Source organism: Allohahella sp. A8 (assembly GCF_047946665.1).
In the GTDB taxonomy this organism is placed as follows: domain Bacteria; phylum Pseudomonadota; class Gammaproteobacteria; order Pseudomonadales; family Oleiphilaceae; genus Allohahella.
The window spans coordinates 37195-51647 of record NZ_CP172312.1 but is presented as its reverse complement, the minus strand read 5'-3'; the positions used below and the strand labels follow the sequence as shown (position 1 = coordinate 51647).

The window sequence follows — 14453 nt, the reverse complement described above, 5'->3', positions numbered from 1 at the left end:
CGGTTGTACTTTCTTGTTATCTGCTCGTGCTTCGAGTTCTGGTCCTGCAGCTTCTTCAAGCCTGCGACAAGACGAAGCTAAAGATTTAGTTCCGATTTTGCCAATCGAAAAAATGGATGCACTTATACATTTTCTGTATCACCTATACTGAGGCCATATTCCTGACTGAGCTTCGACATGACTGCATTCAAGTTTCCCGCTGCACCTATCGATGAACGTAGCCTCGTGCTGGCACTGGTGGATGACGGACTGCTGGCGCGGGAGGCAGGTGAACGTTATCTCGCTCAACCCAAGCCCAGCCGGGGCGCACGAACGCACAGCAGCACTGGTGCAACTGCACTGCCTCACCCACTGGAAAGCCTGGCGCAGGCAGAACTGGTCGACCAGAAATCGCAGCGGGTGCTGACCCTCGACAGGCTTACCGCCTGGCTCGCCGAGCGGTCGGGCCTCCCCCTGTTTCACATCGACCCGCTAAAGATCAATGCGGGCGACGTCTCGGAAGTGATGTCCTTCCCCTTTGCCCAGCGGCACAGCATTCTGGCGGTCGAGGTGAGTGAGACCGAGGTCACCATTGCCACGCATGAACCCTTTATCGAAAACTGGAAGGACAATCTCCGGCATGTGCTGCGCAAGGATATTCGCGTCGTCGTGGCAAGCCCTGCTGATATCAAGCGCTTCACGATCGAGTTCTACAAGCTGGCGAGTTCAGTTCAGGCCTTCTCAAAGACCCGCACCAAAGCGGGGGCGGCGGCATCCACTGGTAACCTCGAGCAGCTGCTGGAAGTCGGCAATCTGGCCTCGGCCGATGCCAACGATCAGCATATCGTCAGCATCGTCGACTGGCTGCTGCAGTATGCCTTCGAACAGCGCGCCAGCGACATTCATATAGAGCCGCGTCGGAAGCTGGGGCACGTGCGCTTCCGCATCGATGGTGTATTGCATCCGGTGTATGAGATGCCGATACAGGTCAATGTGGCTGTGGTCAGCCGTCTCAAAATTCTTGGCCGACTGAACGTCGCTGAAAAGCGCAAGCCGCAGGATGGCCGCATCAAGACCAAGAATCCCAGCGGCAAGGAAATCGAGCTTCGCCTGTCCACCCTGCCGACCGCATTTGGTGAAAAGCTGGTTATGCGGATTTTCGATCCGGACGTGCTGCTGCGTTCGTTCAGCGAGCTGGGTCTGTCACAGGATGAGCTACAGCGCTGGCGGCAGATGATCGCGCAGCCCAATGGTATCATTCTTGTCACCGGGCCTACCGGCAGCGGCAAGACCACCACCCTTTACTCCTCGCTGAAATCGCTGGCGACTGAGGAGGTCAATGTCTGCACGATTGAAGATCCGATCGAGATGGTTGAGCCGGCCTTCAACCAGATTCAGGTGCAGGCCCAGGTCGAGCTCGATTTTGCGACAGGCGTGAGGGCACTGCTCAGGCAGGATCCAGACATCATCATGATCGGCGAGATCCGCGACCTTGAAACGGCCGAAATGGCTATACAGGCCGCGTTGACGGGCCACCTGGTGCTTTCCACCCTGCACACCAACGACGCGCCTGGCACCATCACCAGATTGCTCGAACTGGGAATAGCACCGTATCTGGTCAAGGCCACTGTCCTTGGCGTTATGGCACAGCGCCTGGTGCGTACGCTTTGCCCTGAATGCAAGCGGCCGGCAAAACTGGATCCAGCGGACTGGAAAGCCCTGGTGAGCCCTTGGAAAGCTGAGATGCCGACAGCGACATTCGAAGCCGAAGGCTGCCTCGAATGTCGCTTCACCGGCTTTCGTGGTCGAGCAGGCGTCTACGAACTCATGCTAATGAGCGAGGGCGTGCGTAACCACATTAAGGATCACACCGATATCGATGCGCTGCGCCTGCAGGCCATGCGGGAAGGCATGAAAACGCTGCGGCTGAGCGGTGCCAACAAGATCGCGCAAGGCTTGACCACACCGGGCGAGGTTCTGCGGGTGACACCTTCGACAGGGGTTTGCTAGTATCCGCAGCCAACCTCACTGTTGCACGGAACAATTATAATGAACCTGAAGTCCGCGGCCATGCCGACCCTCAAGACATCCACCCGGCTACTCCTGGCAGCCCTGACAACGGCCTTTGCTGCGTCCTCCATGGCGGCACTGTCTCTGGAAGGAAAATCCGCTGAGGAGAAGGGCCTGGCGATTGCCCAGGAAGCCGAACGGCGAGACGAAGGCTGGAGCGACTCCAAAGCCGACATGATCATGGTGCTGAAGAACAAGGGCGGGCGCGAGAGCCGCCGTGAACTTCGGGTTATGTCTCTGGAGGTGCCTGAAGATGGCGACAAGAGCCTGACGATATTCGACTCGCCGCGCGACGTCGCCGGCACTGCCCTGCTCACGCACTCGCATAAGATCGATACAGATGATCAGTGGCTGTATCTGCCTGCCCTGAAGCGGGTCAAGCGCATTGCGTCCAACAACAAGTCTGGTCCTTTCGTCGGCAGCGAGTTCGCCTTCGAGGATCTCAGCAGCCAGGAAGTCGAGAAATTCAGCTATCAATATCTGCGGAATGAGGCCTGCCCAGGTGCGGACCCGCTTGATTGTTACGTGGTGGAACGTGATCCTGTCGACGAAAATAGTGGCTACACCAAGCAGGTTGCATGGATAGATACCGCGGAATTTCGGGTGCACAAGGTCGATTTCTACGACCGGAAGGAGAAGCTCCTGAAAACGCTGAGCGTCAGTAATTTCAAGCAGTACCTCGATCAATACTGGCGAGGCCTGAACAGTGTCATGGAGAATCATCAGACCGGCAAAAGTACGAGTCTGGAACTACAGAACCTCGAGTTCAAGACCGGCCTGACCGAGCAGGATTTTACCGAGAACAGTCTGAAGCGAGCCCGCTAACGGCGGCAACCACATCGCTGCCTGCAGCAGAATCTGGCTCGGTCACCGAAGCAGCGGCCGAGCCAGGCCTTACTGGCGGCCGTACCTGCGTCCATAGGCTGGCATGGCGGCGGCTGGCCGCCTGAAAATCTGCCCAGATGCCCGCCTTCGGGTCGAGGTACTTTTCGGCGAATGCTTTGAAGACTGCCGGCTGCTCTTCGATGCTGATGGCATCAGCCAGCCTCGCAAGCGGACCAATCCACGCATGCCCGGCCTTCTGTAACTCAGCCAGGTAGGGCTGAATACGCTTTACGTACACCTGCTCCAGTACATTCACCACTATCTTCGATGTTTCCTCATCAAGCATGGCTGGCCGGCAGGGCTTGCCGTCTCCACCAGTCATTAGCGCTTCGAGTGTGTCTGAAATGCTCTCCAGCTCCGCTGTCATGGCTTGCGTCGATAGCAGCACTCTACCGGGATAGGGGTTGGCGACCAGTGTGGCATTGATGGTCTCAAGATCTTCGAGCGCCGCAGTTGGCTCGCCCTCGACATAAGCCAGCAACCTTTCAAGTACCCGGCTCAACTGCTGCGACGGGGCCACGCGGAAGTTACGTTGCAGCAGTCCGTCGCCAGTGGAGAACATACTTTGGAATTCTGCACTGGCGAAGGTGGCGTTCCATTGCGCAATGCCCAATTCCCGGCGCTTGATGTCACGCACTTCAGTGAGTGCAGTCATCAGCGCGGTAGCTTCTGCTGCGTCTTCACCAAGTGTTTGTACGCAGTCGTCCACCGAGGCGAGGAAAGCCTGCTCATAACGCCATACCGCACTGGCAGACATGACTTTTCCCAGCGCACTGTTCCGCTGCGCGACCAGCTGACCCACCGTGCAGGCGTCCAGCGCGAATATATCCAGAATGCCGAGGGAGAACTCGCTGGCCTGCAACTGTAGGTCACGGCGCTGAGGATATCGTGGGCTGAGGACTTCTGGCGGGGGTGGCGCTGCGGGAAATGCGGTATCGAAGACCCGCGCCAGGCGCTGACGATAATCACCGAAGTCAGCTTCAGGGTCACCGAACAACTCGGCAGAGCAGCCGCCAAGTAGCATGACCGCGGTGAGCACAGGCATCAGCAGACCATTACCGACTGCCCGCCAGGGTTTCACCCGCCCGCCTCCACCTGCAGCCCGTCGCTTGCACGCCATCGGCTGCACGCTCTCACTGCAGGTCCGGCAACGCGGCGCTCAGCCCGGGTCGCTAAACTCAATGGCGCGAAAGCTCTCGACGACGTCGATGTCGCATTCGCCGAAGCTGTCACGTTCGGCCTCGACTTTGGCTGGGGCGTCACCCGGACGCCGTAGCAGCACCACCATGAAACCGGCCGTCTCGGCAGCCTCGGCCTCTTCAATGATATCGGTGAGAAAAAGAATACGCTCGGGCGGCTGCCCTACCTGTTCAGCGATTCTGCGGTAAGACGAGGCTTCGCGTTTGCCGCCAGTGGTGGTGTCGAAGTAGCCAGTAAAGAGTGGCCTGAGGTCGCCTGCTTCGGAATACCCGAACATCAGCTTCTGCGCCGCAATGGAGCCGGATGAGTAGACATAGAGATCGATGCCTGCGGCATGCCAGGTCTTGAGTAGCTCAACCGCATCGGGATACATATGGCCGCGCAGCTCGCCGGTTTCATAGCCCTGCTTCCAGATGAGGCCCTGCAGGGTCTTCAGCGGCGTGATTTTCACATCGGCATCCATCCACCCGTGCAAGGCTTCGAGACAGTCTTCGATGAGCTCGGTGATAGCCTGCTTTCGCGGCAGGCCAGCCTTGATGCGCACCTCATCCAGTAGGTCGAGCACATCGGGCTCGTCGATATTAGCCATGATGAAGTCATCGATGGCAGCCTTGGCGAAGGGAAACAGCGTCTCGTGAACGAAAGCGATACTGCTAGTCGTGCCTTCGATATCGGTGACGATGGCTGCAGGTCTGGCGACTCGGGCTATTTTCGCGGCATCGCTCATCCCATCAAGGCCTCATAACGCGGAATACGAGTGGCGATTGGATTGCCGGTGAAGTCAGCCACCCAGCCTTCGGTATTGGTGAACAGGCGCAACGCCATAAACTCCGGCTCCGGCCCCATGTCGAACCAATGTGTCGTGCCATGAGGCACGCTGATGAGATCATCACGTTCGCACAGTATGGCATACACTCGGTCGGCGTGATGAATGTAGAAGAGGCCGTGACCTCGCAGGAAGAAACGAATTTCGTCTTCGCTGTGCTTGTGCTCATCGAGAAACTTCTTGCGCATCTCGGACTTCTGCGGATGATCAGGCGTCAGGGCGATAACATCAGCTGTCGTGAAACCCTTCTGTGCCTTGAAGCGCTCGATATCATCTTCGTAGATGGCCAGTACATCATCTGGCGTGGCCGATTCCGGCAGTTCACGCGCTTCCCAGCGGGTAAAGGCTATACCGATGTCGGCCAGATGACTGGCAATATCACTTCCATCAGTGGTCTCTACCGAGGCGCTGGCGACCGGGGACTCATCGTCACGCACCTCAAAGATCCATAGTTTGCTCATTCAGCTGTCCTCACTATTGTCTTCGGTATAGTTTCATCAGTTCGAGTTCGCAACTGCAAATGAATTCCAGAGCCTCGATGTGCCGCAGACAATTGCGCATGTCGCTGGCCCAGGTATACAGCCCGTGTCCGGCAATGAGGTAGGCAACACAGTCGGGATGCTTGTTCAGCCAGTTATCGACATCCACGGCCAGCGCATCGATATCCTGGGTATTCGAAAAAATTGGGATCGTAAGTGCTGTTTCGTGAGTGTGCCGCCCTGCGAGCGCCTTCTGCATTTCGTAGTCATCCACCACGAGCACGCCGTCTTTCTGCAGGAACTTGGACAGGATGGTTGCTGCAGGCGAATGCGTGTGCAGCACAGCGCCTATGTTAGGATCGCGGCGGTAAAGGCCAGTATGCAACGCAGTTTCTGCCGAGCTTTTTTCCTGCGGATCGAATGGAACATCCTCGATCTCGAGCAGTCGCCCCTGCAGATCGATCGCCAGGATATCCGCCTTCATGAGCTGGCCCTTGTGTCGACCAGATGCGGTAATAGCTGCGGTGTCGGCATCGAGGCGCACTGAATAGTTACTGCTGGTGGCTGGTGACCAGCCCTGGCCGTAGAGAAAACGGCCTGCCTGCATGAGCTGCTCTGCGGCGGGTCCGAATGCGGAGTCTTTTATCGTCATGGTCTTTGTGCTGCCTGCCTCTGGCCCGGTATCATCGGCCCTATGATTCCAGAATTGCCCGAGATTATCATCTTTCATTCAAGCCTGCGCAAAATGGCGCTGCGCAGCCAGCCGTGGTCTGCATTATAGTCATGACTGATGATGCGCCGCCTGGCGCCGGACATCGGCAGCTGCACTGGTTGTGTGCCGACGCGCAAACCGCCGGTCAATTGCTCGGCCAGCTGCATGGACGACTGGAGGAGCCAGAGGCTCAGCCCTTGCGGGCGCTCATTGTCGATGAGCGTTTCAAGAGCAAATATCATGATTATCTCGGCCAGACTTATGACCTCCTGGTCGTGTCCGCCTGGTCGGGCTTTTCGCCGAATGCCTTTGCCGCCCTGTCAGCCACGGTTCGTGGTGGTGGACTAATCGTGCTTCTGACGCCGGCGCCGCCGGCCTGGTTGGCCTACGACGATCCGGAATATGAGCGCCTCCTGGCGCACCCATGGACGGCCGCAGACAGCCCGGCGCTTTTCATCCGCTATTTCATGAACGCGCTTGAAGCGTCTGTTGGCGCACCACAATTTGTGAATGCATCAGCTATCGACGCCACGATAGATTCACTCATTCGCGCAATCCGCCCATCCAATAGCCATCCCGACGAGGAGCGGCAGGCCAACTCAGAACCCCACGTCAGCACGAGCCGCGAACAGGCCACCGTACTGGCACAGATCACGGCAGGCGCCGGTCGCGTCGATATCATCAGTGCAGAGCGAGGACGCGGCAAGTCAACGCTCCTTGGCTTCCTGGCCGGCAAGCTGGTGACTGACGACTCTGTTATCTGCGTGACTTCTCTGCACCCCTGGCAATGCAGCGTCGCATTGCGACAATCTGGCGGTGCACTCAGCTATCGTGCACCCGATGACCTTTTGTCGTCCGGCCAACGCCTGCACCTGTTGTTTGTCGATGAAGCAGCAGCCCTGCCTCTTCCCATGCTGCTGGGACTGATCGATATCGCCGACCAGGTGGTCTTGGCCTCGACCAGCCATGGCTATGAAGGCAGCGGCCAGGGCTTTCGACTCAGACTGCTTGGCCACTTGCAGTCCAAAGGTCGCGCGCCTCACTGGCATACGCTCGAACAGGCCATACGCTGGGACGCGGATGATCCTGTCGAAGCCTTTGTGGCCAACACGCTGTTGTTCCAGCGGCCCCAACATGACCAAACGAGCTTTCCGATACTCCTTGGCGCCCCAGAAATCGTCGATAAGGCAGCGCTTGCGGCTGATACGGCCAAGCTCTCTGCTGTAATGAGACTGCTGATGGAGAGCCATTATCAGACCAGCGCCGACGATGCCCGTGTGCTGCTCGATAGCCCTGGCATCACGCTCACAGGCATATTTGATAAGTCCGGCGGACACCCCGTTGCGCTGCTGATGACCGATAGCGAACTGCCATTTGAAGACGCCGAGCTTCGGGAGGCGATCTGGCTTGGGAGACGGCGACCGCGTGGGCACCTCACGCAACAAGTGCTGGCTCAGCAGCTCGGCATACAAGACTCGCTCGAACGAAAAGTTGTGCGCATCGTGCGGGTGGCTGTGGCATCGGACTATCGCAGACGGGGCCTGGCGACTCAGCTGTTACGACATCTTGAAATGCTGGAACCCAGCGTCGGGGAGACGAGCGCACTTCACTCGGCCAGCTTTGGCAATGATCCAGTCAGTCTGAGCTTCTGGCTCAGCCAGGACTACACACTGGTTCGACAGGGACAGAGACAGTCAGGAAGTCACGGTGGCGAAGCCCTGCTGGTCCTGAAGCCGCGGAATGAGTCGGGCGAGCGAATACAGCAGCGTGCCCTTTCGGCCCGTAGTCGCGCGCTGGCCACGGACACGGCTGGGGCAAATAGGCAGGGCCATCAGTCAGGGCTGCTTTTCTGGCCTCAGCCGCCGCTGGAGGCGTGGGAGCATGAGCTCATCAAACTGTTCTGCCTGGGAGCCAGGCCCGTGGAAGCCGTGCTGTCTTTACTATATATCGACACCGGCCACCGGCCCGACAGGCTTGACACGCACTGGCAGAGCGCATTGCGCGAGATGATCGCCGGTACTGACTGGACCGCGTTGACTCGTCTTACCGGTCTGGCCGGGAAAAAGGCGGTCGTGGCCGGACTGCGCGCAGCCTACGCTCGCGCTATTTTACCTGAGTGACCCTGAAGCCCTGCTTCCTGAGCAGATCCGCTATACCACCCGGCCCCACCATATGGCCGGCACCCACCGCCAGCATGCAGCGCGTATTTTCGCTCAGACACTGTTTGAAGCCAGTGGTCATCGATTCATTGCGCTCGAAGAACAGCATCTCGTAGAAGGGCTTCAGTTCAGGCGCCTCACGCATTGGCTCTGCGATGGCTGCCTGATAGAGCGCTCCACCGTTACCGGCCTTCCAGGCGTCGCCCATGTCACGGTACATTTCTGGCGCCTGCTGAAATTCTTCCAGATAGCCCAGTACCGCCTTCTCATCAGAAGGCAGCTTATCGAGCAGTTTCATCTGCCCCTCGAAGGTCTCAAGCCCCTTGACCTTGAGCGACGGTCGCTTGCGTGCCTGCCTGCTCAGGTAGAGGTCGATACCGTACTCAGGAGACAGCCCCTGCCGCATGGCCTGCATCACACTTAGCGTCACCACGGTATAGACCGGCTTCTGTTTACGAATACTGTCCGCAGGTACACCAACGCTTTCCACCGCCTGTTCGAGTTTCTTGACAGTGGATGGGCTGTAGAGATCGTCAATGGTCTGCCCTTTGGGGAGTGACGCAAACGAGGTAAACAGTTTCATATTCTCTGCCTGGTCCCCCTGTGCATCGTCCAGCTCGACCAGCAGCACGTCGGTATTATCGATAGCCTGCATGATGGGCTGAGCCAAGGGATAATAGCTTTCGTCAGCGATGTGCACGGTGCCGATCAGATAGCCAGGGGCGTACTTTTCCTTTGCGTCTGCTGGTGGCTCAACCTTCCAGAAGAGACCAGTAACAGCGGATTCAGCAGCGACTCCTGATCGCTCGGATGCTTCCGCTGAAGGGTCGAGCGCTTGAGCGGCGAATGACGTAGTGAGCGCGAGCGCCATCAGCAAGTGACGGGGCCGCGGGAGTCTTGCCAGATTGAAGCTGGTCATAATGGATTGTTACCTTGTTGTTGCAGGATAATGGGCTGACCCCTCGTCGTACGGGATCAGCGCTGGCGTCACTTCTGCTGCACTGACTTCGGCCACGACAGGCGCAGTCTGCTGAAACAGACGATGCATCAGTCCCCTGAATTTGTCCATCCGAAGACTGGCCGACGCTGGCGGTAGCGCCATGCCTGCCCTGAAGCCGCTGCTGGCGAGGAATGCCTCGACAAGTGTCCTGTCACGGCTGATGACATGCACAGGCACATCTCGGGAGGCGCCATCGCCAGTAATGATGGGGGCAGCCTGATGATCACCCATCACGATCAAGAGCGAATCATCCAGAAACGACACCGCATAGCTGCCGATTACGCCGAGCGAATACTCCACCGCCCGGGCATATTGAGTCCTCACCCGCTGCGGGTCCTGCCAAAGCGATTCCGGTGCTTCGGCATCTGCAAGGAATCGTTCGAAGCCCTCACCGTTCCCTATGGCATCCCAGTCTTCAAGTATTGGCAGGACCGGTGTCCATGGCGCATGACTGCTGATCAGGGCCACCTCGGCGAAGACGGGCTGATCCGCCGATGCCTTCAGGGTTTCACGCAGCCAGGACATGGTGTACTGGTCAGGCATCGTGACCCAATTGAGCGTTGGCCCCGCGTAATCGAGCCCGGCGCTATCGGCGACGTGGTCATAGCCAAGGCGCGTGCCATCAGGCCATGCAGCGGTGATGGCAGGCATCACCGCTAATGTGTCATGCCCGGTAAGCGAGAAATCGTCGATCATCGTGGTGGCATCGCTGCGCACCAGTTCGTCATAGCGAAATTGATCACCGATCCAAAGCCCGCTCAGAACAGTCGCATGCGCGAGCCAGGACTGGCCGCCCTGCACCGGAGAGCGCAGCCGCCCCGTCGCCATATGAAGACCGCGCTGCGCTAGCTCGGCCTGGATAGCCTCGAGCCGGGGTACAAGCACGGCGCTATAGGGCGCGTCGAGCACGGCCGACACGCCGTAGGATTCGATAAAGGTGAGGAGAATATGCCGGTCTTCCAATCGTTTCATAGCCGTTGCGGGCACGGGTGCGTCCTGTAGCTGACGGCGCAGCTCGGCAGTTGACTGCACTGATTGGCGATAAGTCTCCATCTGATGCAGGGCGAGATCCAGCACTGCCGATCTCGGCAGGCTACCGTGTTGAACAAACCCGAAGACGCCATACGATGTAGCGCCAACTAACAGCGCGCAAGCAGTTCTGAATCGCAGCGAGCGTATGCCAACGAGCTTGTTTCGATCATCGATGATCAATGCCGTGTGGTTCAGCCGAATGAGCGTGGTCGAACCGAGGTGGGCCATAACGCCAATAAGTACGATGACCGCTATGCAGCTCAGCCAGGCTAGGACGCTGCCAATGCTGCCGGCCAGCACATCGAATCCCGCCAATAGCAGCGGTGCATCCAGCAGCAGATTGAAGGGCCGGTTCAAACTGTAAGCCATGGCCAGCGCCGAAAGCACAATCACCGACATGAGCAGGAAAAGCACGCCACTGATACGGGCCAATAGCCGAGCAGCCGCCGCTGGCAGCAGAATGATCAACCCAAGCAACACCAGGGCGTCGAGCGGCAGCCATTGGACTATGTAGGGCGGACTGAGCTGCGCCGTCAAGAGCGCCAGCATCAACACCACCATCACGGCCTGCAGCAGCGAACTCATGCGCCAGCCGTGGACTAGATAAGCGGTGTCAGGCGCCGGCAAAACGGAAGGTATGATTCAGCACGCCATTGATTAAGGCGCTCGCCTCGGCATCATCATCGGAAAAACCGAGTGTAACCTCAAGCACTGCACCAGGTGTCAACGCGCCCACACCCGCCGGCGTCCCGGTCAGGACCACATCGCCAGGGTGCAAGGTGAAGTGGCGGCTGATGTGACTGAGCAATTCGATACACCCGGTCAGCATCTGACCGGCACGGCCCTGTTGACGTAGCTCACCGTTGAAGCGCATATCGAAGCCCAGCGCTGTCCATAGTCGGTCAGGCTGCAGCGAAGTCTGCCCAAGGAAACTCGCCGGTGAAACGAAGCCGCCAACCGGACAGCTACCATCGAAGGCTTTCGCCAGCTCCCACGGGTGCCCCTGTTTCTTCAGAACCGACTGCAGCTCACGCTTGGTGAGATCAAGCGCAAGGCCGATGCCGGCCACGCACGAGGCGAGCCGATCATGATCGCCCGCCAGATCCGGACCGATCCGACTACCTATGAGCAGCGCAATCTCCGTTTCATAATGCAGTGATTCATCGTGCTGACTCCCCGCATCATGAAGCGGACAGTTCGTCAGCCCATCGGCAGCAGGCAGCACCAGCGAACTGGCCGGCTTGATGAACAGAATCGGCTCTTCCGGTACAGGGTTGTTCAGTTCGGCGGCGTGGGCCGCGTAATTGCGGCCCACGCAGACAATCTTGCCCGTCTGCAAGGGCGAGGCTTCGCCGTCAACCGTGAAAACGTCCTCGTGAGTGCGCTGCGACATCAGGACGCTCCAGCAGCCAGAAGTTTCCCTGGATTCATGACGTTATTTGGATCGAAGGCCGCCTTGATGGCATGCATGTAGGCAATTTCCTCTGCACTTCGAGAGTACGGCAGATAAGGCTGTTTCAGCAGCCCCACCCCGTGCTCCGCGGAAATCGTACCCCCGCAGTCCTTCACGATATCGAACACCATGGTATTGACGCGCTCACAGCGGCTGAAGAAGGTTGCCTTGTCCAGATCGGCTGGCTTGAGAATGTTCAGGTGCAGATTGCCATCGCCAATGTGGCCGAACCAGATAATCTCGAAGTCCGGATACTCAGCGCTCACCACCTCGTCGATACGTCGCAGGAACTCTGGCACCTTGCTGGGCCTGACCGCAATATCGTTCTTGTACGGCGTATGTGGCGCAATGCTTTCGGAGATACCTTCACGCAGTCGCCACAGGCTCGCGGCCTGCGCCTCGCTCTGGCTGACCACACCATCAACCACCCAGCCTGCTTCGACAGCGTGTTCGAACTGCGCCATGGCCTCCTCTTCGACCGCCTCGCTAGCCACTTCGTATTCGAGCAAGGCGTAGTACGGCGCGTCTTCAGCGAAAGGTGCCGCGACGCCGCCGTGGGCCAGCACATGGCTCATGGCCTGATGCGAAAAAAACTCGAAGGCGGTGATTTCGATAGTCTTGCTGAAGGTCTTGAGCACATCCATGACATTGTCGAAGTGGCTGAGCCCCAGTACCATGACTTGAAGATTTTTCGGCTTACGGGTCAGCCGCATGGTCGCTTCGGTGATAAAGCCGAGCGTGCCCTCACCCGCTATGAACAGCTGGCTCAGGTCATAACCGGTATTGTTTTTAACCAGACCACGATTGAGTTCGAGAATGTCGCCCTTGCCTGTCACCACGGTCAGTCCGGCCACCCAGTCCCGGCTCATGCCCCAGCGTATGACCTTGATGCCACCAGCGTTGGTTGAGAGATTGCCGCCGATCTGACTGCTGCCGGCAGACGCGAAATCAACTGGATAATACAGATCGTTCTCTTCGGCGAAGCGCTGGAGCTGCTCGGTAATGACGCCAGCCTGGCACTGCACCAGTCGGTCACCGGCATCGAAATCCACAATCGCATTCATTTTGTCGAAGGCGACGACGATTTCACCATTGGCAGCCACAGCGCCGCCACTGAGGCCAGTCCGGCCGCCAGAAGGTACAAGTGCAAGCTTCTGCTCGTTGGCGTAGCGCACAAGTGCCTGAACTTCCTCGGTAGTTTTCGGAAATACGATGGCGGTTGGCGCAGGAATGAATTTCTTGGTCCAGTCTTTGCCGTAGTGTTCGAGGGAGTCCTGATCGGTCAGTACGCGCTCACCAAACTGGCTTGTGAGCCACTCGATAACAACATTACTCATAGCTTGGCTCTTTATGCTTCCAAAGATTCGGGGCATATATGTTACCATAGCCCGCTATTTTTCTGCTTGGATCTGTACCCATGACTCGCACGTCCCTTGATAAAAGCAAAATCAAAATCTTACTGCTCGAAGGCATCCATCAGTCGGCCATCGATACCTTGCATGCTGCGGGTTATGACAACATCGAGCATCACGCCAAGGCACTGAATGACGACGATCTGAAGGCCGCCATCGCTGACGCACACTTTGTCGGCATCCGCTCACGCACCCAGTTGACTGAAGAAGTACTGGAAGTGGCAAGCAAGCTGATCGGCATCGGTTGCTTCTGCATCGGTACCAATCAGGTAGACCTGATGGCGGCAATGGAACGCGGGATTGCAGTCTTCAATGCACCCTACTCCAATACGCGCAGCGTGGCCGAACTGGTTCTGGCCGAAGCGATCCTGCTGCTCAGGGGCGTGCCGGAGAAGAATGCCTCCTGCCATCGCGGTGGCTGGCTGAAAACAGCGAAGGATAGCTACGAAATCCGTGGTAAGACCATGGGCATCGTCGGCTACGGCTCGATCGGCACCCAGCTCAGCATACTGGCCGAGAACCTGGGCATGCGAGTGATCTATCACGATATCGTGACCAAGCTGTCACTGGGTAACGCGACCCAGGTCGAGTCGCTCGAAGATTTACTGGCGACCAGCGACATCGTCACCCTGCATGTGCCGGAAACAGCGGCCACCAAGAACATGTTTGCCGCGGAGCAGTTCGCGCAGATGAAAGACAAGAGCATCTTCATCAACGCCTCGCGTGGCACAGTTGTAGACATCGATGCGCTGGCTGACGTGCTGCGTAGCGGCAAGCTTCTGGGCGCCGCGATCGACGTGTTCCCAGTCGAACCACGTGGCAATGACGACGAGTTCGTATCGCCACTGCGTGAGTTCGACAACGTGATACTGACCCCGCACGTCGGCGGCAGCACCATGGAAGCGCAGGAAAACATCGGCCGCGAAGTTGGTGAGAAGCTTGCCCGTTACAGCGATACCGGCATGACCGTCACCTCGGTCAATTTCCCCGAGGTTTCACTGCCTGCGCATCCGAACAATCACAGGCTGCTGCATATTCACCACAACGTGCCGGGCGTCATGTCCGAGATCAACGCGGTGTTCTCCGAAAACGATATCAACATCTGTGCGCAGTACCTGCAGACCAACGAGCGACTTGGCTACGTAGTCATTGATGTCGACAAGGCCTACTCCGACCTCGCGATGCAGAAGCTGAAGTCGGTCAAGGGCACGATCAAGAGCCGGGTGCTGTTCTAGACGAACCGCAT

12 protein-coding genes are annotated in these 14453 nt (G+C 58.1%); 4 read left to right on the top strand and 8 right to left on the bottom strand.

The genetic code is table 11. The features are described 5' to 3' along the window. Positions 1–177 precede the first annotated feature (177 nt). The gene (locus tag ACH3PB_RS00245; protein ID WP_416397464.1) at positions 178–1989 is read left to right on the top strand and encodes a GspE/PulE family protein; all 1812 of its coding nucleotides are present in this window, start codon (positions 178–180) and stop codon (positions 1987–1989) included. 39 nt (positions 1990–2028) lie between these two features. Further along, the gene (locus ACH3PB_RS00240; protein ID WP_416397463.1) at positions 2029–2874 is read left to right on the top strand and encodes an outer membrane lipoprotein-sorting protein; all 846 of its coding nucleotides are present in this window, start codon (positions 2029–2031) and stop codon (positions 2872–2874) included. On the opposite strand, the gene ACH3PB_RS00235 is transcribed toward ACH3PB_RS00240, so the two are convergent. From ACH3PB_RS00235 to ACH3PB_RS00220, 4 genes are all read right to left on the bottom strand, one after another. Then, positions 2843–4015, bottom strand: a complete 1173-nt coding sequence (locus tag ACH3PB_RS00235) for a DUF3080 family protein (RefSeq protein ID WP_416397462.1) — start codon at positions 4013–4015, stop codon at positions 2843–2845. The two genes, ACH3PB_RS00240 and ACH3PB_RS00235, sit on opposite strands and share 32 nt — an antisense overlap. A 78-nt stretch (positions 4016–4093) precedes the next feature. Further along, on the bottom strand, positions 4094–4861 hold the full coding sequence (mtnC, locus tag ACH3PB_RS00230; protein WP_416397461.1) for an acireductone synthase: 768 nt from the start codon (positions 4859–4861) through the stop codon (positions 4094–4096). Then, the gene (locus ACH3PB_RS00225; RefSeq protein WP_416397460.1) at positions 4858–5421 is read right to left on the bottom strand and encodes a 1,2-dihydroxy-3-keto-5-methylthiopentene dioxygenase; all 564 of its coding nucleotides are present in this window, start codon (positions 5419–5421) and stop codon (positions 4858–4860) included. The genes mtnC and ACH3PB_RS00225 overlap by 4 nt, the downstream gene beginning before the upstream one ends. A 13-nt stretch (positions 5422–5434) precedes the next feature. Continuing rightward, entirely contained in the window at positions 5435–6169 is a 735-nt protein-coding gene (locus tag ACH3PB_RS00220; protein ID WP_416397459.1) for a methylthioribulose 1-phosphate dehydratase, read from the bottom strand. Between the two features lie 53 nt (positions 6170–6222). Between ACH3PB_RS00220 and ACH3PB_RS00215 the strand changes: the two genes are divergently transcribed. After that, positions 6223–8271: a GNAT family N-acetyltransferase gene (locus tag ACH3PB_RS00215; RefSeq protein ID WP_416397458.1), complete on the top strand. Its 2049-nt coding sequence runs from the start codon at positions 6223–6225 to the stop codon at positions 8269–8271. On the opposite strand, the gene ACH3PB_RS00210 is transcribed toward ACH3PB_RS00215, so the two are convergent. From ACH3PB_RS00210 to ACH3PB_RS00195, 4 genes are read right to left on the bottom strand one after another with little or no spacing between them, the layout of a single operon-like run. Further along, positions 8255–9229, bottom strand: coding sequence for a TraB/GumN family protein (locus ACH3PB_RS00210; protein WP_416397457.1), 975 nt, complete (start codon positions 9227–9229; stop codon positions 8255–8257). The two genes, ACH3PB_RS00215 and ACH3PB_RS00210, sit on opposite strands and share 17 nt — an antisense overlap. 9 nt (positions 9230–9238) lie before the next feature. Continuing rightward, entirely contained in the window at positions 9239–10927 is a 1689-nt protein-coding gene (locus ACH3PB_RS00205) for an alkaline phosphatase (RefSeq protein ID WP_416397456.1), read from the bottom strand. A gap of 28 nt (positions 10928–10955) precedes the next feature. Beyond that, entirely contained in the window at positions 10956–11735 is a 780-nt protein-coding gene (locus tag ACH3PB_RS00200; RefSeq protein WP_416397455.1) for a fumarylacetoacetate hydrolase family protein, read from the bottom strand. After that, positions 11735–13132 carry an FAD-binding oxidoreductase gene (locus ACH3PB_RS00195; RefSeq protein WP_416397454.1) on the bottom strand — a complete coding sequence of 466 codons (1398 nt, stop codon included), beginning with the start codon at positions 13130–13132 and terminating at the stop codon, positions 11735–11737. Before ACH3PB_RS00195 ends, ACH3PB_RS00200 begins: the two co-directional genes overlap by 1 nt. A gap of 80 nt (positions 13133–13212) precedes the next feature. On the opposite strand from ACH3PB_RS00195, the gene serA reads away from it, so the two are divergent. Then, the gene (serA, locus tag ACH3PB_RS00190) at positions 13213–14442 is read left to right on the top strand and encodes a phosphoglycerate dehydrogenase (RefSeq protein ID WP_416397453.1); all 1230 of its coding nucleotides are present in this window, start codon (positions 13213–13215) and stop codon (positions 14440–14442) included. Positions 14443–14453 lie beyond the last annotated feature (11 nt).

What these genes read in the sequence shown, in the direction of transcription:
- ACH3PB_RS00225 (WP_416397460.1), bottom strand. Translation starts at nt 5,421, where the DNA reads ATGAGCAAACTATGGATCTTTGAGGTGCGTGACGATGAGTCCCCGGTC.
- ACH3PB_RS00215 (WP_416397458.1), top strand. Translation starts at nt 6,223, where the DNA reads ATGACTGATGATGCGCCGCCTGGCGCCGGACATCGGCAGCTGCACTGG.
- ACH3PB_RS00245 (WP_416397464.1), top strand. Translation starts at nt 178, where the DNA reads ATGACTGCATTCAAGTTTCCCGCTGCACCTATCGATGAACGTAGCCTC.
- serA (WP_416397453.1), top strand. Translation starts at nt 13,213, where the DNA reads ATGACTCGCACGTCCCTTGATAAAAGCAAAATCAAAATCTTACTGCTC.
- ACH3PB_RS00220 (WP_416397459.1), bottom strand. Translation starts at nt 6,169, where the DNA reads ATGAAAGATGATAATCTCGGGCAATTCTGGAATCATAGGGCCGATGAT.
- ACH3PB_RS00205 (WP_416397456.1), bottom strand. Translation starts at nt 10,927, where the DNA reads ATGAGTTCGCTGCTGCAGGCCGTGATGGTGGTGTTGATGCTGGCGCTC.
- mtnC (WP_416397461.1), bottom strand. Translation starts at nt 4,861, where the DNA reads ATGAGCGATGCCGCGAAAATAGCCCGAGTCGCCAGACCTGCAGCCATC.
- ACH3PB_RS00195 (WP_416397454.1), bottom strand. Translation starts at nt 13,132, where the DNA reads ATGAGTAATGTTGTTATCGAGTGGCTCACAAGCCAGTTTGGTGAGCGC.
- ACH3PB_RS00210 (WP_416397457.1), bottom strand. Translation starts at nt 9,229, where the DNA reads ATGACCAGCTTCAATCTGGCAAGACTCCCGCGGCCCCGTCACTTGCTG.
- ACH3PB_RS00240 (WP_416397463.1), top strand. Translation starts at nt 2,029, where the DNA reads ATGAACCTGAAGTCCGCGGCCATGCCGACCCTCAAGACATCCACCCGG.
- ACH3PB_RS00200 (WP_416397455.1), bottom strand. Translation starts at nt 11,735, where the DNA reads ATGTCGCAGCGCACTCACGAGGACGTTTTCACGGTTGACGGCGAAGCC.